The 22381-nt window shown below is 32.7% G+C and carries 19 protein-coding genes and 1 riboswitch; all 19 genes read right to left on the bottom strand.

Annotated elements, in window-relative coordinates:
• Position 1: 1 nt before the first annotated feature.
• Positions 2-790 (bottom strand): ABC transporter ATP-binding protein, encoded by a 789-nt coding sequence (locus I2490_RS14920; RefSeq protein ID WP_245157217.1) that lies wholly within the window; start codon positions 788-790, stop codon positions 2-4.
• A gap of 20 nt (positions 791-810) precedes the next feature.
• The gene (locus I2490_RS14915) at positions 811-2343 is read right to left on the bottom strand and encodes an ABC transporter substrate-binding protein (RefSeq protein ID WP_206460558.1); all 1533 of its coding nucleotides are present in this window, start codon (positions 2341-2343) and stop codon (positions 811-813) included.
• Positions 2344-2388: 45 nt separating this feature from the next.
• Positions 2389-3207: a nickel transporter permease gene (gene nikC, locus I2490_RS14910; RefSeq protein ID WP_206460557.1), complete on the bottom strand. Its 819-nt coding sequence runs from the start codon at positions 3205-3207 to the stop codon at positions 2389-2391.
• Positions 3204-4145, bottom strand: a complete 942-nt coding sequence (gene nikB, locus I2490_RS14905) for a nickel ABC transporter permease (protein ID WP_206460556.1) — start codon at positions 4143-4145, stop codon at positions 3204-3206. The genes nikC and nikB overlap by 4 nt, the downstream gene beginning before the upstream one ends.
• 108 nt (positions 4146-4253) lie before the next feature.
• A riboswitch (cobalamin riboswitch) is annotated at positions 4254-4435 on the bottom strand.
• 144 nt (positions 4436-4579) lie between these two features.
• Positions 4580-5404: a 3-keto-5-aminohexanoate cleavage protein gene (locus I2490_RS14900; RefSeq protein ID WP_206460555.1), complete on the bottom strand. Its 825-nt coding sequence runs from the start codon at positions 5402-5404 to the stop codon at positions 4580-4582.
• A 62-nt stretch (positions 5405-5466) separates the two neighbouring features.
• Complete coding sequence (locus tag I2490_RS14895) at positions 5467-6831, bottom strand: TRAP transporter large permease (RefSeq protein ID WP_206460554.1); 1365 nt, start codon at positions 6829-6831, stop codon at positions 5467-5469.
• Positions 6824-7369, bottom strand: coding sequence for a TRAP transporter small permease (locus I2490_RS14890; protein ID WP_245157216.1), 546 nt, complete (start codon positions 7367-7369; stop codon positions 6824-6826). The genes I2490_RS14895 and I2490_RS14890 overlap by 8 nt, the downstream gene beginning before the upstream one ends.
• A 105-nt stretch (positions 7370-7474) precedes the next feature.
• Positions 7475-8509, bottom strand: a complete 1035-nt coding sequence (locus I2490_RS14885; RefSeq protein ID WP_206460553.1) for a TRAP transporter substrate-binding protein — start codon at positions 8507-8509, stop codon at positions 7475-7477.
• Positions 8510-8601: 92 nt separating this feature from the next.
• On the bottom strand, positions 8602-9636 hold the full coding sequence (locus I2490_RS14880) for a zinc-binding dehydrogenase (protein ID WP_206460552.1): 1035 nt from the start codon (positions 9634-9636) through the stop codon (positions 8602-8604).
• A 207-nt stretch (positions 9637-9843) separates the two neighbouring features.
• On the bottom strand, positions 9844-11931 hold the full coding sequence (locus I2490_RS14875; RefSeq protein ID WP_206460551.1) for a sigma 54-interacting transcriptional regulator: 2088 nt from the start codon (positions 11929-11931) through the stop codon (positions 9844-9846).
• A 248-nt stretch (positions 11932-12179) separates the two neighbouring features.
• The gene (locus I2490_RS17090; protein WP_206460646.1) at positions 12180-12461 is read right to left on the bottom strand and encodes a PspC domain-containing protein; all 282 of its coding nucleotides are present in this window, start codon (positions 12459-12461) and stop codon (positions 12180-12182) included.
• A 401-nt stretch (positions 12462-12862) separates the two neighbouring features.
• Entirely contained in the window at positions 12863-15895 is a 3033-nt protein-coding gene (locus I2490_RS14865) for a type I restriction endonuclease subunit R (protein WP_206460550.1), read from the bottom strand.
• Between the two features lie 131 nt (positions 15896-16026).
• Positions 16027-16803, bottom strand: coding sequence for a hypothetical protein (locus tag I2490_RS14860; RefSeq protein ID WP_206460549.1), 777 nt, complete (start codon positions 16801-16803; stop codon positions 16027-16029).
• Positions 16804-16872: 69 nt separating this feature from the next.
• Entirely contained in the window at positions 16873-17532 is a 660-nt protein-coding gene (locus I2490_RS14855; RefSeq protein ID WP_206460548.1) for a hypothetical protein, read from the bottom strand.
• Between the two features lie 324 nt (positions 17533-17856).
• Positions 17857-18861 carry a hypothetical protein gene (locus I2490_RS14850; RefSeq protein WP_206460547.1) on the bottom strand — a complete coding sequence of 335 codons (1005 nt, stop codon included), beginning with the start codon at positions 18859-18861 and terminating at the stop codon, positions 17857-17859.
• A 36-nt stretch (positions 18862-18897) separates the two neighbouring features.
• On the bottom strand, positions 18898-19071 hold the full coding sequence (locus I2490_RS14845) for an AbiH family protein (RefSeq protein ID WP_206460546.1): 174 nt from the start codon (positions 19069-19071) through the stop codon (positions 18898-18900).
• A gap of 313 nt (positions 19072-19384) precedes the next feature.
• Complete coding sequence (locus I2490_RS14840) at positions 19385-21016, bottom strand: MBL fold metallo-hydrolase (protein WP_206460545.1); 1632 nt, start codon at positions 21014-21016, stop codon at positions 19385-19387.
• Between the two features lie 73 nt (positions 21017-21089).
• Positions 21090-21602 carry a hypothetical protein gene (locus I2490_RS14835; protein ID WP_206460544.1) on the bottom strand — a complete coding sequence of 171 codons (513 nt, stop codon included), beginning with the start codon at positions 21600-21602 and terminating at the stop codon, positions 21090-21092.
• On the bottom strand, positions 21596-22159 hold the full coding sequence (locus I2490_RS14830) for a hypothetical protein (protein WP_206460543.1): 564 nt from the start codon (positions 22157-22159) through the stop codon (positions 21596-21598). The genes I2490_RS14835 and I2490_RS14830 overlap by 7 nt, the downstream gene beginning before the upstream one ends.
• Positions 22160-22381: the final 222 nt, after the last annotated feature.

Here is a 22381-nt window from a genome sequence, read left to right as displayed (position 1 = left end):
TTCAACACCCTTCCAGTTCAGGAATAGAATTTAGTAAATTCTTTGTATAATCCTCTTGTGGGTTTGTTATAACATCTTCCTTCAAACCAAATTCTACAATTTTTCCATGATTCATTACCATGATTCTATCTGCCATATATGCTGCGCAACCGATGTTATGCGTAACAATTATGATACTTGTATCAAAACTATTTCTAAGCTCAATCAACTCATTTATTACCTGTGCTTGTGTGATTACATCCAGCGCACTGGTTGACTCATCTGCTAATATCAATTTGGGCTCCATTGCCAATGCCATAGCAATACCAACTCTTTGCTTCATTCCCCCACTTAACTGAAAAGGATAAGAATCCATTATTCGGGAACTATCATTAAAATTCATTTTTATTAAGGTTTCTTCTGCCTTTTTGATTGCTTCCTGTTTTGAAATATCAATATGGCTTTGAATACTTTCTACAAACTGTACACCAATTTTTTGAATTGGATTTAAAAAGGATCCTGCGTCTTGAAAAATCATGCAAATCTCATTTCCCCGAATCGTTTTCCACTTATTTTTACGATACTTACGTAGGTCCTCTCCATTAAATATGATTTCACCAGATACGATTTTCCCTCCTGAAGAAAGTAAATTGATAATCGACCTTATCAATGTTGTCTTGCCACTTCCACTCTCACCAACAATACCAATGATTTCCTTATGCCCTATCGACATATTTATATTTTCAATAATGTTTCTCTCACCGTTATATTTAACAGTGAGAGATTTTATTTCAAGCAACTGATTTGTCATTTTTTCCGACTCCATTCAAATCATTTCATTTTTACTCTTTCATCGATATGATATATGTCAGAAACAAATCTATGAATTCCCTCTACATTGCTTCTTGTAACTACCGATCCTTCTAAATAGAATAAAAAGACAACTCCGGCATCTTTCATCAGAATTTCCGAACCTTTTATTCCTAATTTATCTCGTTCCCCTTTACCAAAAGTGGTTTTCAGTTCCTCACACACAGCATCAAATTCTTTATTACTGTAATTTCCACGGTTTGCCGGAGAACCAGTCTTATAAGCGGTTTCAAACAAATATTGAGGATCTGCGGTAGGCGCAGAAGTCCAACGATCCCATATAATATCCACTTTATCAGAATCAGCAATTTCTGATAAATTTTCATATTGCGTAATTTCCAATCCCAATCCAATTTCTTTATATTGAGATTGCATTGCTACTCCTGTATTCGCCGCATCCCTTCCAAAATGTGAAAGTGTAGCAAATTGTAACACAATGTTTTTTCCATTCATTTCTCGAATGCCATCACCATCTGTATCAACAAATCCCACCTTATCCAATAACTCCCTTGCTTTATCCGGATCATAGGAATAATAATCCTCTCCCTTATATCCAAAAGAAAGTGATTCATTAAATGGCCCTTTTGCCATAGTGGCATCATACAATTCCTTTGCATATGTCTTTTTATCGATACCATATGTAAGAGCTTGTCTGAATTCCAAATTTTGCATATACGGCTTCTTCATATTAAATGCTAAAAATGCCACACGTAAATTCGGGCCTCGCTGTACTACATATTCCTCATTTCCTTCAAACAATCCTAAATCTTTTCGATTTAATGCTGTTGCAAAATCAACTTCTCCTGATTGTAAAGCCATAGCACGTGCAGAAGTATCTGCAATAAGTTTTACATCAATCGTATCTACATCCACATCGCATTTCCAATAATTTTCATTTTTTTTAAGTTTTAATCCAACATCCGGTTGATACTCTGTAATTTGAAAAGGGCCGGTACAAATTGGCTGAAAGGCAAAATTATCTCCATCATCCGCAGATGCATCCACAATAATATACACAGGATCTGCCAATAAATTAATTAAAGTAGGGAATATTTGGGACGTCTTAATCGTTAATTTTTGTCCTTCTGCTGTAATAGAATCAATCGGAAGCTTTACATCTTCTCGATCCGTTATTTCTAATGCTCGTTCAATTGATTCCTTACATGCCTTAGCATCAACTGGATTTCCATTATGAAATTTTATACCTTCTCTTATCGTAAACACCGTAGTAAGCTCATCAATCTGCTTCCACGACTCTGCAATAACCTCTTTAAATCTCATATTCTCATCGAGTTGCACAAGATTCTCCCCTGCACCAAAACGAGCTACTACCCATCCATTCCATCCTTTTGTTGGTTCCGCATCATCAGACATCCAATAGGTAGCTGCATTCAATGTTTTTGTTTTTCCAGCATCGGTAGGTTGATTTTGATTGCAAGCCCCTAGCGTAAAACAAAGTGCTATAACTAGTAGAATTACTATAACTTTTTTCATTTCCTTTCGCTCCTTTTAATAATATTATTTATATCTAACATGTGTTTAAACATGCTTAGGATCAAGTATATCTCTTACCATATCACCTAACGTATTAAAGATAGCTACTACTATAAATATTGCTAACCCGGGGTAGATTAATAACCAAGGAGCTGTCTGTAGATAGGCTCGACCTTCGCTTAACATATTCCCCCATTCGGGAGTTGGTTGCTGCACGCCCAAACCTAAGAAAGACAAACCGGAAAGTGTTAACATCATTCCTCCAATATCCAATGCAAATTGCACTATAAGCGGAGAAATAATATTGGGAAGAACATAATGAGAAATTAATTTTAATCTTCCTGCTCCTGCCATTTTTCCAGCATCCATATATTCGCTGTTTTTAACCGACATAACAAGAACCCTTGCTAATCTGGCATACTTTGTCCACCAAACAACTGACAAAGCAATGATGGTATTTAACATACCAGGACCTAACATACCAACGATTGCAATCGCAAATATGAGACCGGGGAAAGAAAGGACAATATCGGAAGCTCGCATAATAATTGTATCTACAATTCCATTCGCCATTCCTGCAACAATTCCAATGACAACTCCCAGTATAAATAATAAAACCAAAAGCAAAAATGTCATTCCAAGCGAAACTCTCGCACCATAAAGGATCCTAGAACAAATACACCTACCCACTTGATCTGTCCCTAATGGGTATTGATCACTTGGTTCCTCCAAAATTCTTACAAAATCGGTTGCCAAAGGATCATTGGGAGCAAAAATAGGGGCAATGATTGCAAACAAAATCGTTAATATAGCTATCGATAATACAATGATAAAAGTGGTTTTTTTATATTTCATACTTTTCATATCATCTCCCCTTTCAAACGAACTCTAGGATCAAGTATTTGATTTATGCTTTCTACCGTAAAACTAATCATAATATATATAAATGACATAAAGATAACGTAAGCTTGTAATAATGGATAGTCTCTGTTAGTAATCGCATTCATGATCATAGTTCCCATACCCGGCCAAGAAAAAATGGTTTCTACGATAACGGTTCCTCCTAACAATACCCCAATCGATAAAGCAAAAAGAGTGATAATCCCTTTCAAAGAGTTAGGAAGCACATGATTGAAAATAATTTTACTCTCCTTGATTCCTCTGGCTCTGGCACCCATAACATAATCGGATGAAAGTTCTTCTAATATTGCTGCTCTTATCTGCCTGGTGTACCTTCCAATTAACGGTATTGCTAATGTTGCCGCTGGTAAAATCACACCCCTAAATCCATCTTGACTTGTTATTGTAAACCAATGAAACTTTACTACAAATTGATATAAAAGTAATAAACCCAACCAAAAAGCTGGAATGGATATGCCGATTAAAGAAATAGATCTTATTATATAATCTATAATCTTATTTTTTTTAATTGCCGATAATATTCCCAAAGGAAAAGAAAACACAACTAAAAAGAGCAACGCTACAAGTGCTAATTCTATCGTCTTAGGAATTTTTTGTTTTAAGACATCTGCTACCGGCCCTTTATTAATATAAGAATATCCTAAATCTCCTTTTAGCAAATTAATGAGCCAATTTCCATACTGTACAAGAAATGGATTGTTAAGCCCCATTTCTTCTCTCGTTTTTTCTAAAACCGCTTCGCTTGGAACCACATCTTGAGATCGAAACATCATTTCAGCAGGATCACCTGGACTAATATATGTAAGGGTAAAGGTTAAAAACGATGCTCCAAATATTACTATAATCACTTGCAGTAATTTTTTTGAAAAATATAGTTTCATACTACCTCCTGCTTAAACTCAATAAAAAAAGATCCATTAGCAAAAAAATACTAATAGATCCTCCATTTTTGGAATCTACACCACAAAGATCAAAGCTCCCTATTCTATCTTTGTCATTTTATTAAGGCAGGTCTCCTGGCTTATGACTCTTCCGCTGCCCCCCTTCCCAGATTTTTCAATCCAGTGGGTTATGGGCTTTGTCATCATTTACAGTGGTGGATCCGCGCCGGATTCGTTTCCCGGTCTTCCCTATTCTCCTTATGCAAGGCACCTTAATATTAATTCAATTTTCAAATTTAATGGAATTATCATTCCATTTTTCTATAAACAAACTAACATAGTTTACGTCATATGTCAATAAAACATTTAATAAAAAAGGCAGATATTTCTATCTGCCTCATAGTTAACGAGTATTCTCTGATTTCACTAATTAATTATTTTTTATTTAAAAATAAAATTTCTCTTGCTTCATCAGGTGTTGCAACTGGTCTTCCAAGTATTTTTGCAAGTTCAACAGCCTTGGCAACCATTTCCCCGTTGCTCTTAGCAAGAATACCTTTTCCTAAGTAAAGGTTATCTTCAAATCCAACTCTTACATGTCCGCCCATTGCTATTGTTGCAGCTGCAATGTTCCATGCATTTTTACCAATACCAGTTGCAGTCCATGTTGATCCTTCAGGAATTGAATTTGCCATAAATACTAAATCTCTAACTGTAGCTGTCATCTGAACACCTAATACAAAGTCAAAATGAAGCGGATGTACCAGCAATCCCTTTTTGTCAGCCTTCATAGCAATATCGATCATACCCTTATCAAATACTTCAAGCTCTGGCTTTATACCCCTGTCTTTCATAATTTTAGCAAAGTTAAATATAGTGTTATCCGTATTTATAAAGATTTCATCACCACCAAAGTTACAAGTACCGCAGTCAAGTGTTGCCATTTCTGGAGTAGGTACAATTTCTGTTGATTCTAATCTCTCAAGGTCAGTCATACCGACTGCTCCACCTGTTGAAGGCTGAATAATAACGTCTGGACATTCTTTCCTTATTGCATTCACACATTCTTGAAATCTTACCATACTCTGAGTAGGGGTACCATCGTCCCATCTTACATGTAGATGAATCAATGCTGCACCCGCGTCATATGCAGATTTCGCTTCTCTTACGATTTCCTCTACGGTATAAGGAACATTCGGATTTTGTTCTTTCGTCACTTCTGCTCCACAAATGCATGCACTGATAATTAATTTTTCCATAATTTATTCCCTCCCATAACATACAAAATTAAACATCAACCGTAATTAAATACTGATTATCATTACAGCAGACCGATTGAAATAGCAGGCACATATGTAATTAATAACAACCCTATTATTGATACAACCATAAAAGGCACAATATATTTAAACATATCTTGCATTTTTATCTTGGCTACCGCTGCACCTACAAATAAATTACAACCATATGGAGGTGTACACAATCCAATTGCTAAATTTACAGCCATGATAACCCCAAATTGAATCGGGCTTATGTCAAATGCTTTAATTGCTGGCAATAAAATTGGTGCCATAATAATAATTGCAGGAACCGTATCCAATAAACAACCAATCAATAAAAGCATTATATTGATTAATAATAAAACGATATATCTATTATCCGAAACACTTGTTAAAAATGCTGTTATCGCCTGCGGTACTTTTTCAAAGGTAATAAATGTAGAAAAAACTGTAGAAGTACCCAATAAGAACGAAGTAACTCCATTTAACACTGCAGCAGATAGGAATGCACCGTATAGTGATTTATAGTCCATGTCATGATAAACAAACAAACTAACAATAATTGAATAAATTACTGAAACACAGGCAGCTTCTGTGGGTGTAAATATACCGCTATATATACCACCTAAAATAATAACCGGAGAAAGCAATGCCCAAAAACCATCTTTAAATGTTCTTGCGATTCTTTTGCCTCTCTTCTCCATCACCACTCCGGCAGGTAAAAGTTCAACCTCTGCATTTTTATTTGCTTCATGTGTTGCCACAATATTCGATATAACGTCTTTTGGTTTTCCTTGCTTTAAATCTTGGCCTAACTTTCTACACATAACAACATTCGTGCCCAAATATAAAAAGCCTAGGATAATTCCCGGTAAAATACCTGCTAAAAAAAGACTTGGCACAGATACACCCGTACAAGCACCATACAATACAAAGGATAGACTTGGCGGTATGATCGGTCCAACAATTCCACCAAAACATACTAATGTCGCTGCATAAGCCGGATCGTATCCTTTCTTTTTCATTTCCGGAATCATCATCCCTCCAATTGCAGATGTAGTGGCCATTCCTGATCCCGATAAAGCACCAAAAAACATGCAAGCTAAAGTGGTTACACAACCTAAGGCTCCGTCAATAAAGCCAATCAATGCAGAACAAAAGTCAACGATTCGTTTTGCAATGCCACCTGTTGACATAATGGTACCTGCCAACATAAAAAATGGGATTGCCATTACCGTGAACGAACTAATTCCAGAATAGCAATACTGGGCACTTGTTACCATATTTAAAGAAGATGCAGCTATCATTGCCAACATTGTTGCACCACCGATTGCAAATCCGATTGGCACACCTACCGCCAACATAATAAATAAAGCAGCAATCAAAATGATCATTCCACTACTCATTCATCTCACCTCCTGAAAGCTTAGGTTCTCCCAACATAAGTGCTTTGACAGAACGAATTGTACTTGCCACGTCTCGAATACTCATGAGCAGACACCCTAAAAATACGGCCAAATATCCATAAGACATGCTGATTTTTATTCCAGCATAATGGGAACTCATCTGAGAAATTACTAATGTATAAGCATAATAACCAATAGTAGTACAAATAATTATTACAATGATATTTGATACAATATTTGCAAGTTGTGCCATTTTAAAAGAAAGACGATCTGTCAATATCGTAATTTTGATGTGTTCCCCTTCTCTTTCACCTAAACTAATTCCCAGCCAAGAAATCCAAACGAAAATAAATTTACCCAATTCTTCAGACCAATATAATGAGTTATTAAAAACATATCTCATAATTACCTGAAAGAAAATTACCAGAACCATCAACGCAAATGCAGATACGATTAATAGTTCTTCTATATGATTAAAATAATAGATAAAGCCTTTTTTATCTTTCATATATTTAATATAAGTGCAGTAAATGCACAAATTCCTCCTCTCCAATACTAAAAATCGGTCTAAAATGCCGGAGTAATAGTTTTGGGGCTCCTATTCTCCGGCACAACCTAAGTAGATAGAAAATAGTTTACAGAATTATTGTGGAACGGTTGCTAACCATGCATCAATAACATCATCACCAACACGTTTTCTCCATTCCTTATAAACTGGCTTCACAGCTTCTTTCAATGCTTCTTGTTCCTGAGCGCTCAATGTATAAACAGTCGCACCTTCTTGCTCAAATCTTTCTAAGTAACTTAATTCATTTTCACGTTCCATCACTCTCTGTTTTTCACACATTTGATGCACACCATCAACCACTTTTTCACGAGTTTCATCATCTAAAGAATTTAGCCACTCTGTAGAACAAATTACTGGATATGGAGAGCTGCAATGATTTGTAACCGTAACATACGGTGCTATTTCATGGATATTAAAGTCATTGAATACACCTAAAGAATGGTCTAACGCATCTACAGTTCCTTGCGAAAGAGATGTGATAACTTCTCCCCATGCCATTGGAGTTGGATTTGCTCCCATTGACTGCCAAAGTTTAACATTTAAATCATTCTGTGCAATTCGTACCTTTTGACCTTTTAAATCATCGGAATTATGATAAATTTTCTTTGAAGAAGCTACACAACGCATGCCATTATACATCATATCCAAACAAGTATATCCAGAACCCTCTAAAGCTTCATTGAATAATTCAAGTCCGCCATTTTCAAAGGTTCCCTGCACCCATTCATCATATGTACTATATAAATAAGGTAAATCTACACAGCTTGCTTTTTCACCTACAATAGAAGAAATAACAGATGCTAATCCAAAGTAGATTGTAACATTACCCAATTTTACTCCTGCTGCAAGATCCGGATCATCTCCAAGTTGTCCGTCCGGGTACATTTCCACTGCCACTTTGCCGTTTGTTTCTTTTTGTAAATAATCGTTTAACCATATTCCGCATTCATTTGTTGAACGGTTAGAAGAGTCCGTATGTGCAATGCTTATAACGATTGGATCCTCACTGCTTTTAGAATTCGCATCATTTGACGAAGTCCCACAACCAGCAAGTGCTAATAAAAACATACTTAAAGATAAAAATAGTGCAATTACTTTCTTTGCTTTCATTTCAAACCTCTTTCCTTTCAAACAACAGTTAACTTTATTTGATCATCATATTAGGTTCTGCCCCAATGAAAACCCATTATGAAAACCTCAATTTATTTGCAATATCTATTTGTCAAATATTCTCTTAATTTTGGAAAGCTTCTTACAATGTCAAATGTAATTTCAGCATGTCCCGGATAATAACCATTTCCTATCAACATCGGGGTATATTTTTTTATGCCTTCCGCCCCCAAAGATGCTTTTGCAAAGTTTGTACTCATACTGAAGAAATAAACCATACCACTATCTTTTGTAACCATAATTGAAGAAAGTTCCGTATCCGGTACAGAAACGGTATTGACTGTAAAATCTGCCAATTGTCCATCCATAACTTCCATATATTTATTGTACGCTTCCACAGGTTCTTGCCCGTTTGCATTGAGAACAACATCTGCAATGCCTAATTCTTTAATTAATTCGCACTGCTTTTCTGAATACTCTATGCAAACAACCTTTCCTGTCACTCCAACTCTTCGCTTTGCCTCTGCCAAACATAATAATCCAGCTTTGCCTGCACCCTCAACAACAACGATATCTCCAGCCTTGGCATGTGTTGACACCATCGATGGTGCTCCACATACATCCATCAAAGCTAATGAAAGCTGCCATTCTAAGTCATCAGGAATTTTGGTCCAGATACCGGATTCAAATAAGATTGCATCCGCTTTGCAAAATACTTGTTCCGTATCCACGTCTATTTTTTCGATTTCATAAATTTTTAAAGGAGTTAGTGATAAAGAAACAAGTGTAGCAATTTTATCACCGACTTTAATATCAACTGTATTAGATAAATCTTTTCCAATTTCTTTTACAGTTCCGATGAGCATCCCTCCGGATTTCGTCACTGGATCTTGAAATTTACCTTGTTTCTCAACGATATTCATTATTTCTTTTTCTATTTTTTCAATGTTTCCATTGGCTTCCTTTGCAATACGTCCAAATGCGGTTGCTGTAGGTTGCAAAGCAATTACTTCAATTAGTATTTCATTATCATAAATAGCCGGATTATTATCCACTATTTCAGCCGCTTGTGGTAATAAACCTACTGGACTAATAACACGATGCGTTCCATATTTGTTTCCTTTCATATTTCAACCTCCAATTTAATAATTAATTTCTAAAATATATATTGCAGGTTTGATGCCAAAACAAAAAAAGCACTACTTATATAATGTCTTAACGTTTAAATTCCAATGAATTTAAGTTATATTAGAACATTATAAATATTTAGCGCATCACAAAAGCGATACAATAATGTATCGCTTTTGTGATGCATTATTGTATCGCTTATTCAATTATGTATCAATTCTATGCTTATGACATTTTCTCACAATTGTTGGCTGACTGACCGCAAGTGCTTCTGCAACTTTTCGAGTTGAACCATATTTTTCTTTGTATTTCATAATGACCGTCTTTTCTGTTTCATCAATTATTTCTTGTAAAGTTTGCTCATATTCAAAATCACTTTCATCTTGAATCATAAATCTATCTTGAGAATTCATATTTAATGAAGTCTCTATATTTATATTATGTAAAACATCTTTAATATTAATTATCTGATTGTTTGATAAAACAATCAGTCTTTGAACAATATTTTGAAGTTCTCTTACATTTCCATAGAAAGGTTGTTTTTCCATGTATTTTAACGCTTCCTCGCTAAACTGTTTTTTAACATTAAATTCTTTATTATACTTTTCTGTAAAATAATTAATCAAAGCTATAATATCTTTTTTACGTTTGCGTAATGGAGGAACGGTAATTGGAACAACCGTTAATCGATAATATAAATCTTCTCTAAATTTGTTTTCTTCAACCATTTTCAATAGATCCTTATTCGTTGCAGCCACTATTCTGGTATTTACTTTAATCGGTGTTACTCCACCGATTCTTATAATTTCTTTTTCCTGTATCGCTCTTAAAATTTTAGATTGAAAATGAAGAGTTAATTCTCCTATTTCATCAAGAAACAAAGTACCATTTTGTGCAGCCTCCCAAAAACCAATTTTACCTTTATCATTTGCCCCGGTAAATGCTCCTTTTTCATAACCAAATAATTCAGACTCGAATAAATGTTCTGGAATGGCAGCACAATTTATTTTGATTAAAGGAAAAATTTTGCGATCACTATTTTGATGAATGATTTGAGCAATGATCTCTTTACCGACTCCAGACTCTCCAAAGATAATAACAGGTGAATCATATTTTGCCACTTTTATTGCCTTATTTAGTACTTCTTTAGACTGTTGACTTTCAAAAATATACCCCATTGCATGATAATTATAATGTATATCCATATCATTGCTATTTGACTCATAGGTTTTATTTATATCGTAATCTTTTTTTTGTACCTGTTTTGGTGTTTTAACACTAAAGAAATTTCTTAGCGTTTCATACTTTTGTAGTAAAAGCAGTGTAAATTCAGCATGTCCCTTCATAAAACCGGTATATGGTATAAGGGTGACTTCTTTTCCTATACTTTCTGCAGTTAATGATGCCATCTTGGAATCACAGTTCAGCGTTGAAAAATATACCACACCACCATCTTTAACAAATAATAAGCAAATTGCTTCTGTATTTATGGAATTGATACAATTTATTACAATATCATAATCTGCAGTAATATTATTTATATCAAAGCCTTTTTGGTAACATTTTGTTATGTCCATCGTTATAATTTCATCAAAAATCCCCATTTGCTCCAATTTATCTAGATTATGATTGCACTTTATTAATCCGACTAATTTACCCGTTGCACCTAGCTTCTCTCTTGCAGCATGAGCACATAAGATTCCCATTTTGCCATATGCACCCAAAATTAATACACTTTGTCCTCGTGATACAATTTTATTCGTACGCATAGGTGCTCCTGCTTCATCCATAGCGGTTATCGCTAATTGCAATAGAATATTGCTCGGTCTAAGTATGAGTGGAGTATTTGCAAATAATACACACTGTCCCTCAACATATATTTGTGCATTTTCATAATCAATATAATGAATTCTTTCTATTGTTATCGGAGTGATTGTTAAAGATGCTAATGAAATGATTTCATCGCCTACTTTAATATTATTAATATTGGGGTATTTTTTTCCGATTTGTTTTACTTTACCATACAGCATTCCCCCTGTACCCGTAACTGGATTATGCAATTTTCCTCTTTCTTTTATTATACGTAAAACATACTTAGCAAAAGCTTTATCGTCTTCACCAGCCTCATCCAAGATTTCATTAAAGCTGAAACGGTTAATACAAACAATTTTTACATCAACTAGAACTTCATCTGCTTTTAACTCCATGCTATTATCTAACTTCCAAGCCGGCTGCGGTAAAGAACCTTTTGGCTCCAATGAACGCAATGCACCAAAATAATTTTTTAACTCCATATTTTACCTCCATTATGCAAAAAATTGTTCGACATTCTAAGCTAATCTATTTAATTGTTAAATTTTTAACGCACAATAATAGTTTGATTTTCCCTAAATGTAACAGAAAAAAACTATAACTATTTTATATTTCAGTAAAAACTTTTTCATTTACATAATGAAAAAGTTACTTATTTGAGAGTTGTAATATATTGGACAGGTATTTTTAGTGGAACTATAGTCCACAGTATTTCTTTGACAGTTATCTTTTATAATAAGGAACTAGGCGAATCCGGTATCGCTATAGATAAAATTGCGTATGTTAATAGACCAATCCCAGAAAAAATAAAAAATAATCTAACAACTGTCGCATTCCATCCAAAGTATTCAGCTATGCCACCACATACACCTGCAAAGACTCGATTGCTTTCACTTTTACACAAAATCCTATTTCCCCGACATGTTGTACCATTTTTACTTAATATTTTAGCACCAATAATAAATATCACAGATATAATAAGGAAAAATAAAAAAGGAAAAATTAGTTTCATAAATCCAGATCCCTCATTTTTAGCTATTTTGTAAACGTTCACCATATACACCCAAATTATACAACTAAATACCAAAAAATTCAAACGACTCAATTGAAGGAATAGGGATTTTAGGTACTTTAAAATTCTATTTTCTACAAGCCTTGCTTTTTCGTTCGGTGCCTTTTCAGGTTCGAGTCCCATCCCTCTTTGCAAACATTAAAAAAACTTGCAATCGTTAAAATTGCAAGTTATCTTCTTGGTTGCGGGAAGAGGATTTCTGTAGTAGGATACATATTTATACATCTCCACTTGTATCATATTCTTTGTAGCTTGAAGAATTTTCTAAAAGCGATACAACTTATTTGCATATGCCGCTTTATCCATATTAAAATCCTCCGCCATTTTCATAGCTCAGCATTTTACATTTCCATCTGGCTACTCATTAACTCAGCCTGCTTAATAACCGTATCTATAGCACTCTGCGCTTTTTCTGGTGGATACTTATACTTTCTAAGAAGCCTTTTTACCATAACACGCATAGCTGCTCGTGCAGATTCCTTCTTATCCCAATCTATAGTTCTATTTTTTCGAATCATTTCTGTAAGCTCATGAGCCATTTCTATTAACACAGAATCCTGCATTTCCTTTAATACCTGTGGATCTGCTACCAAAGCATCATAAAAAGCATATTCCTCTACCGATAAACCTTTTTCCTCACCGGCTTTATAAGACTGCACCATTTCTTGAGACAAGTTTAATAATTCTTCAATAACTTCTGCACTCGTAATCAAACGATTATTATACTTTTTTAGTAACTGTTTCATCTTTTCAGAAAATAGTTCCGCTTTTACAACTCCAGTTCTCCTAAATACTTTTATATTATCTTCTAAGAGTTTTCTTAACATTTCTGCTGCAATATTCTTATGTTTCATATTTCGTATATTTTGCATATACTCATCAGACAATATAGAGATTTCTGGATTCTTCTTTCCAGCTTGCTCAAAAATATTTATAACCCCTTCTTGCTGAATAGCCTGTTCTAATATCTTCTCTATTCTTGCATTGATTTCATTCGTCGTAAGACCTGTACCAGGAGTTACTTTGCATACTCCGGCTTTCACTCCTTTAAAATATTCAATTTCCATCTTCAGTTCATCAGATAGCATACTTCTACATAAAGTTTCTGCCTGACTTAATGCGGTTGCTTCTCTTATAAATATCTTTTTTTCTTCTTCCGTATGTCCTAAAACATATTCTACACCATCTAAAATAATATCTAAACGTGCTTTATTTGAAGAGCCAAAGAATGCCTTATAATTAAACCCATAGAAGAAATCTCTCATGATTTCTAATTTTTCTAGAGCAATATTTAATGCTTTACTCAAATCTGGAACTTTATCTTTATCACGATTTGTATATTGATTTAATGCAGATTTTAATTCAGCAGCCATTCCAATATAATCAACGATTAATCCAGCTTCTTTATCTTTATAAACACGATTTACTCTAGCGATTGCCTGCATTAAATTATGCCCTTTCATAGGCTTATCCACATACATTGTTGTCATTGAAGGTACATCAAATCCTGTAAGCCACATATCAACTACAATTGCAATTTTAAATTCACTATGTATATTTTTAAATTGGATTGCAAGTTGCTTTCTATGTTCCTTATTTCCTATTATATCATGCCATTCTTCATCGTCTTTATTGTTCTCTGTCAGTACAACTTTGACCTTTTCATTCCATTCAGGTCTTTTTTCTAGGATAGTTTTATATAAAGTAATCGCTATTCTTCTAGTCATGCAAACAATCATTGCTTTACCAGTAAGAACATATTGCCGATCCTCATAATGAGCAATGATATCATCTGCCAGCATTTCAAGCCTTTGTGATGAACCAATTATTGTTTCCAAAGTTGATAAATCTTGTTTTGATTTTTCTATAGTTTGTGACTTTGTTTGCCCATCTTCGCTCATTGCCTTATATTCCGCATCTATTTGTTTTAAAACAACTTCATCTAAACTTAACTTAGCTGTTCGGTTTTCATAATAAATAGGAACGGTAGCACCATCTTCAACCGCCTGTGTCATATCATAAATATCAATATAATCACCAAAGACTTCTACTGTAGATTTATCATCCATAGCAATTGGCGTTCCTGTAAATCCGATAAATGTTGCATTCGGTAATGCATCTCTCATATTTTTCGCATAGCCATACTTCCATTCACCGGTTCCTCTATCTAATTTTGCATCTAACCCATATTGCGAACGATGCGCCTCATCTGCTAGAAAGATGACATTTTTACGGTCAGTCAGTACTTCTGTACCTTCTTCAAATTTTTGAATTGTAGTGAATACTATTCCCCCTGCATTTACAGTTAATAGTTCTTTTAAATTCGCCCTATCTTTTGCTTGCTTTGGTTCCTGTCTAAGTAGCAATTTGGATGATGATGCAAAGGTAGAAAACAATTGATTGTCCAAATCATTCCGATCTGTAAGTACAACAATCGTAGGATTATTAAACTCTGGATCACTAACGATTATTCCTGTATAAAAAACCATTGAAAGGCTCTTACCACTACCTTGCGTATGCCATACAACACCTACTTTTTTATCATTGTTTATTAATGCTTGCTTTGTTCTCTCTACTGCTTTTCTTACAGCAAAAAATTGATGATATCCTGCCACTATTTTAACTGTATTACCTTCAATATCTTGAAATACAATAAAATTACGAATAATATCCAACAAGCGTTCTTTTCTAAATACTCCATCTAATAATACACCGATTGGATTAAACTCTTTTTCCGGGGGCTCACCATTTCTCGATTTCCAAACCATATATCTTGTAAAGTCAGACGTAATAGTTCCCATGCTCGCATTCACACCGTCAGAAATAACATTGAACGCATTATAATGGAACAGTGTAGGAATATCTAATTGATAGTTCCTCACTTGCTTATACGCACTCTCAATTGTCGCATCTTCCTTAACAGCACTTTTTAATTCAAAAAGCACCATTGGGATTCCGTTTATAAAAATCAAAATATCGGGACGTTTATTCTTATATTCAATGATTGTATATTGATTAATCACCTTAAAATCATTAACTTTTGGATGATCAAAATCAATTAATTTAACTTGAAAGGTTTTATTTTCACTGCCGTTTTTATATGGAACAAGAACTCCTTCAATCAGCATTTTATGAAAGGATGCATTTATATCTGCCAATTTTACTAAACCAATATTTTTGATTTGTTTATATGCTTCTTCAGCAATTTCCATTGTAATACCTTTATTTATACGAAACATTGCATCATAAAAGTAGGACTCTAATACCACCTCATGGTAATCACGTTCAATATCTGGTGCATATAAATGTTCATAACCTTTAGCTTCAAATATTTCTATTATTGCTTGTTCTAAAGTATCTTCTGTAAATGGCATTATGTACGCTCCTTTCATTTCTAAATCCCAATTCAACTTACTATCTTATATGTGTAAACGTAATACTAGAATCATATTGAGAACATTCCGGTTTATCCTATGATCTACTATTGACAAAATGATTTTCTACTTTACAGAATAGATTGAGTTGATATATTAGATATTATCAGCTCAGTTGAATAACTTATAGCACAGTTATTAAATTTTTCCTTCCTAACCATTGAAGTAATAAATGCAATATCACATTTTCTCTTATTATCAAATTTCATACTATCATCTATATAAAAATAAATGTTTTTTGATACTGTGATTGCACAAATGTATTTATCTGTTTTAGCATTTCGTAACCTTATATACTTCATATTATCATTTCGCAAATCCCATTCAGCAAATACAATTCCATAGAATATCATAGGAATATTGTAATCATGGTCTTCATGTAATGGCATAGATAATTTTTTTCTTCTTATACTTCTACGAGCTTCTCCTTCACCAAAAGTAAAATAATTGTATTTACTATTATTAGCTGCTTCACCTCGTGTTTGTATTGATTTCTGTTTTTTAGGTGATTTGTTTAATAGCTCTAAACAAGTCTTTAACTTTCGATTAATTGAATCGTGGTTATCTGAGTTATAACAATAGTCCTCCAACTCTTTTTTCTTGGCAGATTTAAAATTATAGGAGCAATCTTCTTCATGTTTTGCCGATGGCTTCGTTTTGAAATGTGGAGTTTGTGCGTTCGGATGAAATGACAACTGTGCAGCAAAACATTCAGGGCAATAAAAATCACCGTAATATTTATCATCGTATTCACCATCATGTTTTCCATGTATCTCTTGCAATTTTTCCACAGAAAGAATTTCATCTCTACTACGTAGATAACACTCCTCAAATTTTGTATTTCCCATTTTGTATCCCTCATCTTACTACAAGTTTTAAAAATAGGTTCAAACCATTATTATAAACTCTGATGCCTATCAACTTGGAATGTGTATAACTATATGATAAAGCTTCGTTATTATGTCGTTACGTTTTAATTCTGTTACCGCCCACTTTAATTCTGGATATTGGTTATTTAAAGTCTCTGTAAATTTAACCAGTTTAAATGGATAATTATATAACTTAATAAATAGTAAGTATTTTTTCCAAAACTTCAGAAAATCATTTGTTTTAACATATGAGATAATAAAATTACATTTATTTCCTAACGTATCATATTTATATATCTTGTCAATGTGTTGTGATATATATTCTTTTTTGACACTTGATAGTTTTAAGGCTTCTATTATTGAATAAGGAAAATCTAATTTTCTGACTAAAATGTCGACTTCTCCTGCTTGTCTTCCAGCATTTGATGTTCCTTGTCTCGTCTGATCTCGTAAATCATATCCCGAAATTGTAAGTAAGTCTCGAATATAATCATTCATATCATCTTCAGAAGATTCCTTATACTTATGATTTGCTTGCAGTCTTTCACTGCAAAAAAATAAGTCCTGTAAAAGTGTGGTTTCGGACACATCCTTTTTCGGAGGTTTGCTAGCCCTATGATTTAATTCTTCAAATTGTTCTCGTAAATCTTTAGGCATTAAATCCCGGTATTCTTTTAGGTCAACATCAGGAAATAGCACTTTAAACAAATCTGTATTTCTTAAATATATTATTATCATTCTTTCTAAGCTACTGGGTAAAAAGTCATGATCTGCAAAAAAAATGTAATAGTATTCTTCAAAATCAGTAATAACAAATAATCACCCACCTTTAACTATTACTAACTACGGCTTGCATAAACTCCTAACCTTCAGCCTTTAAGGAATTCTACTCCATTTTAACTTTCAATTATAAATCCCAATTTAGCTTGGTAAAATTATGCTTAAATTGTTTAAAATTCTATTTCAAAGTTCTCGTGATAGTGATTTTCTATATTATAAATTATCCAACTCAAAATTCCCCCTGTATGAATTTTACCATTCTAATTTGTTCAAAGTCTTTGCAATTTTATCAGTAGAAGGTAACTCATCGCACTTAAGTATATCTTTTAAGTCAAAATATTTTGCTCTTTGTATTGGATAAGGAGTAGATTTTTTAAAGTTTGTATGATAAAATTCATCAACTAAAAAATACCGATGCGGTTTAGCTAAATCATAACCATATTTCCTCGATCTCAATATGGCTTCTTTAATATTTTGCAACTCTTCATGCATAATCTCTTGTCCTTCTTCAATTTTATATTGCAATTCTCCATCAATTATCTCCACCACTATAATTTTTTGTATTTTTCCAATTGCTTGAATACATTTTTTTGAATATAACCCTATATAAGCATGCTTTGAAAAATTTCTTTTTGCATCATCATAATATAAATTAAGCTCCAAATTATCCTTTAATGTTGTTCCTGCAGTCATTGCTCTCATAAACTTATAGTCATCTGGAATTAAATTTTCTGCAAAACAATAATTTTCAAAATCATATAGTACATCCATTATTTCATAGTCTCTTTCATCAATAACACTCTTTAAACCCTCAACTAGTCCTTCAAATGTCATATTACAATGGACTATTGGTATATCTAATTTTTCATTGTATGACAAAAGATAAAAATCAAATTCATCCTTTAGGTCTTTTTTCATAGGTCTAGGATCCAAAGTCAATAGCACTTTATTGTCTTCAGTTGAAAATGATTGTAAATGATTTACCAATTGTTTAAGATTAAACTCATTATACAATTTTGTTTCAACCACTATTTTAAAACTTGATTGAGAAATAACTGCATCCGGAATACTCCTAGCACTTTTTTCTTGTAATATAAAATTCAGTTGAGGTTCCATTTCGTTTGAGAATACAAACTCTTTTAAGAATGTAAAAAATTTACTTGATGAAAATGTATATAATCTTGACAACATAAGCATTACATTGCTTGTATCAACATTTTCTTTAGTATGATATCTTTGAAAATAATGAATCTGCATTTTCCCTCCTAATCTAATAAATCCCAATTTAACTTACTATCTTATAATCAATTTCAATTCTCTATTACTTTCCGAGCAGCTTCCATAGGCTTCTTCAAAAGAGGATAAGAAGTCAGGGTCGGTTTCATATAAAAAATCTCGAAAATTAATATAGTCTGTTTTTAAAGAATGCGCTTTATCAAAGCCATTTCCTATTACAAATAAATTCATTAGTTTCCCTTTCATGAACATGATAGTTCTTATTTATCATTATCTTCTCCTCATCAAATTGCAGATTTAAGTTTCATATTAGAACTATAATTAGAATCTAAGCCAATTATTAAATCCTAATTTAACTTACTGTCACTTAAAATATAGCAACTTTATCTGCTGATAAAACACCATTGCAACACAAACTACGTTACCTCTATAAAAGAAGCTATCTAAATTCTTTATAATCCATAGGCTTAAATCACTTTGTAAGTTTTAAATTAGGAATTTTACTCTGGTATATAATAAATAATTAGAGTCTCCTCTATATTTTTTAAGTTAATTCTAAGTTTTCTCTACTTAACACATGAATTCTATGTTGATTATCATCTGAAAAAGATTTTTTAAATTTATTTAGCACTTTGGGAAACGAATGAAACAAGATGAATTTACATTCTTTATGTTGAACAATAAAATTCTCCAGTGACTTTCTATCGCTATGAAAACTCCAATCGGATGACGCAAGTCTTTTAATACTCTTATATTCCAAGTTTTCTATACAATCATATGTCCTATTTTCAAGAGCTAGTGGTCCCGTTAGGAAGCAATCAACTCCATTAAGCAATGGAATATTGTCTAATTTTTCTACATCCTTAAGTGATAAAATATATACTACATCTTGTTTTCCATGAAACTGTTCCCCTTTTGTTATAGGATATACTCTACGTGTTTCAGCAAAATTTGCTCTTCCAGACGCCAATACATACTTTATAAAAGGATCTTTTCTATATTTAAATAAAAGCCATGAGCGTAATACATTTTTTAATAGCTTATATAAATCTTCATTTACAACAAAATTTGTTTGTTTGCTACAAAGCACAGATTTCGCAAATAGCTTTAAATAAATATTAAATAGCATTTCGGTACCTTTACTAATAAACAAGGCGTTATTATCCTTTATTTTATCAAACAAAGACTCCGACACATCTTCAAAGTCATCCTCTCCAATTGATAAATGACTCTTCATTACCAATGCTGAATCTAAAATAATGTATTTGTTTTTAAAGTATTTACTTACGATTCCATTAAAAACATCTTTATAACAATAAAACCCATTTCTTAGACATATATCTCCTGCATATACCACAACTGTATCTCTATATTTATACTTAACGCCTACAGAGCCAGGACAATGATAACTTTCAAAAAATTCCAATGTAGAAAATATGTATGATCTATTATTCAAAAAATCTGATATAATAACATTTTTTAATATTCTTTTCTTATCTTCATCCACTATACTATCCATATCAAGCATATAGTTTAAAGTAAGAGATGACATGATTACTGGAATGTCCTTCTTCTTAAGGATGTCGGCAAGTCCTCCTGTGTGGTCATAATGGAAATGTGATATAAAAATATAATCTATACTCTCAACAAACTCCTCCTCTATTCCAAACCCTGTATCTAATAAAATGTTGCCTTTCTTACATTTTAATAACATCGCTGTAGCTGCATAATCACTAGCAACATTTTTTATAGATAATGGTCTTCCCAGATGAACATACGGAGGCTTATTTTTTGTTATTTTCCAATACTTATATGATTTTTCTGCTTTCAAGTGTGTAAAGTTCGCCCTTGCACCTGTAATATACGGATACCATCCAGTTTCCTTTGTAATTATTTCTCTTTCACCAAAAAATGCATCTCTAAACTTTAGTGACGGTTTTGTATAAATATAGGCAATATTATATTTAAATGCTTTACCTTTTTTCTCTGTATAGTCAAATTCATAGAAAGCAATAAATTCAATATAATCATTTATGTGATCATAATTGTTATATAAATAGTCAAAGAAGGACTCTATATTACACGTAGGATTATGTTCTATTGATAACATGTTTTTGGCTCTTTTCAAAGACATAAATAGTATTCTATTCGTTATTTCATAATCACAAAATATCATTAGTATCCTCCTTGCATTTTAAATAAAATTACTTTACGAGTCTAAATACTTTTGCGAATAAAAAGTTATTTTTTTATCGAAGTTTATTAATTTTTAGTAAATAAGTTAAACCTGTCCTTATATTCTTTCTATGATTGAATTCAGCTTCAAGCCCAGCATTAACCATATTATATCCCATTTTAGCTAATAATTTTGCTATCGCCATTTCAGGTGGTAGTGTTGTGAAATTAGTAACTAATTCTGGAGCATCTTTAGCTAAATCTATAGCTCTTTTAAACCATGGTTTTGTTTTATCCTTTAAAACCATTTTTAATTCCTCAAGTTCAGGATATACTGTTGTATCTACAATGAATTTTGCTTCTCTTTGTATATCTTCAATTTCCATGTCAGAGTTAATCGCTGCATTTAACTCCTTTGATAACTTAAGCATCGATAGTCTGAAAGGTTTAATATATTGCTTTGTTTCTTCCCTAAATTCTGCAATATCTTTAGGCATCATTGCTTTTAATTCTGGAAGTAGTAATTTAACACTTTCAATCGCCAAAATAGTTGATAATATTTTGGCGTTACTTTTAGCATCTACCACCCAAGACTTGGTATTGGCATCATCGGATTATCATTAATAAGAGGCATTCCTTTTTGAATTGCAAATATTAAAGCGTTAGCTGGATAAGAAATCCAACTTGGACCATTAACACTCGCCTTCTCATCTCCTGGTAATCCTTTCGAAAATCCCATTACAGGCGTAGGAGTAAAGTTTGAAGGAGGCGATCCATATACAAGTTCTTCAAGTTCCTTAGTTAAATCACTAGCTCCTTTTTCTAATACGCCTAAGTTGCCAAATTCACCAGTAAAAACACAAATATCACTTAGATATTTATTATGTAATGCAAAAATCATACTATTAAAGATAGATGGATCATCAATTCCTCTAAATCCATTTTGTCTTATTCTTTCAATTTCTTTTATTGTTTCCTTTTCATCTATACCTGAGTTTGGTATATAAACCCCAGGGAAATATATTTTATCAAATATAAAAGACATAAATGTTAATGACTCAAATGATGGTACTGGGTGTGAATAATACACCGCATTGAAACTTTTATCATTTTTTATATTATAAGCTATATGTTTTTCTATCATAATCGTATTTACCTCAATTGAATAATATATTTTTAATTAAATGAATTTAAGATTATAAACATAATTGTAACACTTTAGCAAACCAACAAATCCTAATTTAGCTTACTATCTTGTATCCAATTTGTAATATGACTACTATTTATTTTAAGCAAATTTAAGCTCATCTTCTAGTTACAATAGCAGTTATGGTTATATTGGAATTTCTAACAATACACACACGAT

Origin of the sequence: Anaerovorax sp. IOR16 (assembly GCF_017168145.1) — a bacterium.
Classification (GTDB): Bacteria; Bacillota; Clostridia; order Peptostreptococcales; family Anaerovoracaceae; genus IOR16.
The sequence above is the reverse complement of the archived record's forward strand: the minus strand, read 5'-3'. Positions and strand labels throughout refer to the sequence as shown.

Coding starts and splice junctions, on each gene's coding strand:
- I2490_RS14920 (WP_245157217.1), bottom strand. CDS start 790: ATGACAAATCAGTTGCTTGAAATAAAATCTCTCACTGTTAAATATAAC.
- I2490_RS14915 (WP_206460558.1), bottom strand. CDS start 2,343: ATGAAAAAAGTTATAGTAATTCTACTAGTTATAGCACTTTGTTTTACG.
- nikC (WP_206460557.1), bottom strand. CDS start 3,207: ATGAAAAGTATGAAATATAAAAAAACCACTTTTATCATTGTATTATCG.
- nikB (WP_206460556.1), bottom strand. CDS start 4,145: ATGAAACTATATTTTTCAAAAAAATTACTGCAAGTGATTATAGTAATA.
- I2490_RS14900 (WP_206460555.1), bottom strand. CDS start 5,404: ATGGAAAAATTAATTATCAGTGCATGCATTTGTGGAGCAGAAGTGACG.
- I2490_RS14895 (WP_206460554.1), bottom strand. CDS start 6,831: ATGAGTAGTGGAATGATCATTTTGATTGCTGCTTTATTTATTATGTTG.
- I2490_RS14885 (WP_206460553.1), bottom strand. CDS start 8,509: ATGAAAGCAAAGAAAGTAATTGCACTATTTTTATCTTTAAGTATGTTT.
- I2490_RS14880 (WP_206460552.1), bottom strand. CDS start 9,636: ATGAAAGGAAACAAATATGGAACGCATCGTGTTATTAGTCCAGTAGGT.
- I2490_RS14875 (WP_206460551.1), bottom strand. CDS start 11,931: ATGGAGTTAAAAAATTATTTTGGTGCATTGCGTTCATTGGAGCCAAAA.
- I2490_RS17090 (WP_206460646.1), bottom strand. CDS start 12,461: ATGAAACTAATTTTTCCTTTTTTATTTTTCCTTATTATATCTGTGATA.
- I2490_RS14865 (WP_206460550.1), bottom strand. CDS start 15,895: ATGCCATTTACAGAAGATACTTTAGAACAAGCAATAATAGAAATATTT.
- I2490_RS14860 (WP_206460549.1), bottom strand. CDS start 16,803: ATGGGAAATACAAAATTTGAGGAGTGTTATCTACGTAGTAGAGATGAA.
- I2490_RS14850 (WP_206460547.1), bottom strand. CDS start 18,861: ATGCAGATTCATTATTTTCAAAGATATCATACTAAAGAAAATGTTGAT.
- I2490_RS14845 (WP_206460546.1), bottom strand. CDS start 19,071: ATGAATTTATTTGTAATAGGAAATGGCTTTGATAAAGCGCATTCTTTA.
- I2490_RS14840 (WP_206460545.1), bottom strand. CDS start 21,016: ATGATATTTTGTGATTATGAAATAACGAATAGAATACTATTTATGTCT.
- I2490_RS14830 (WP_206460543.1), bottom strand. CDS start 22,159: ATGATAGAAAAACATATAGCTTATAATATAAAAAATGATAAAAGTTTC.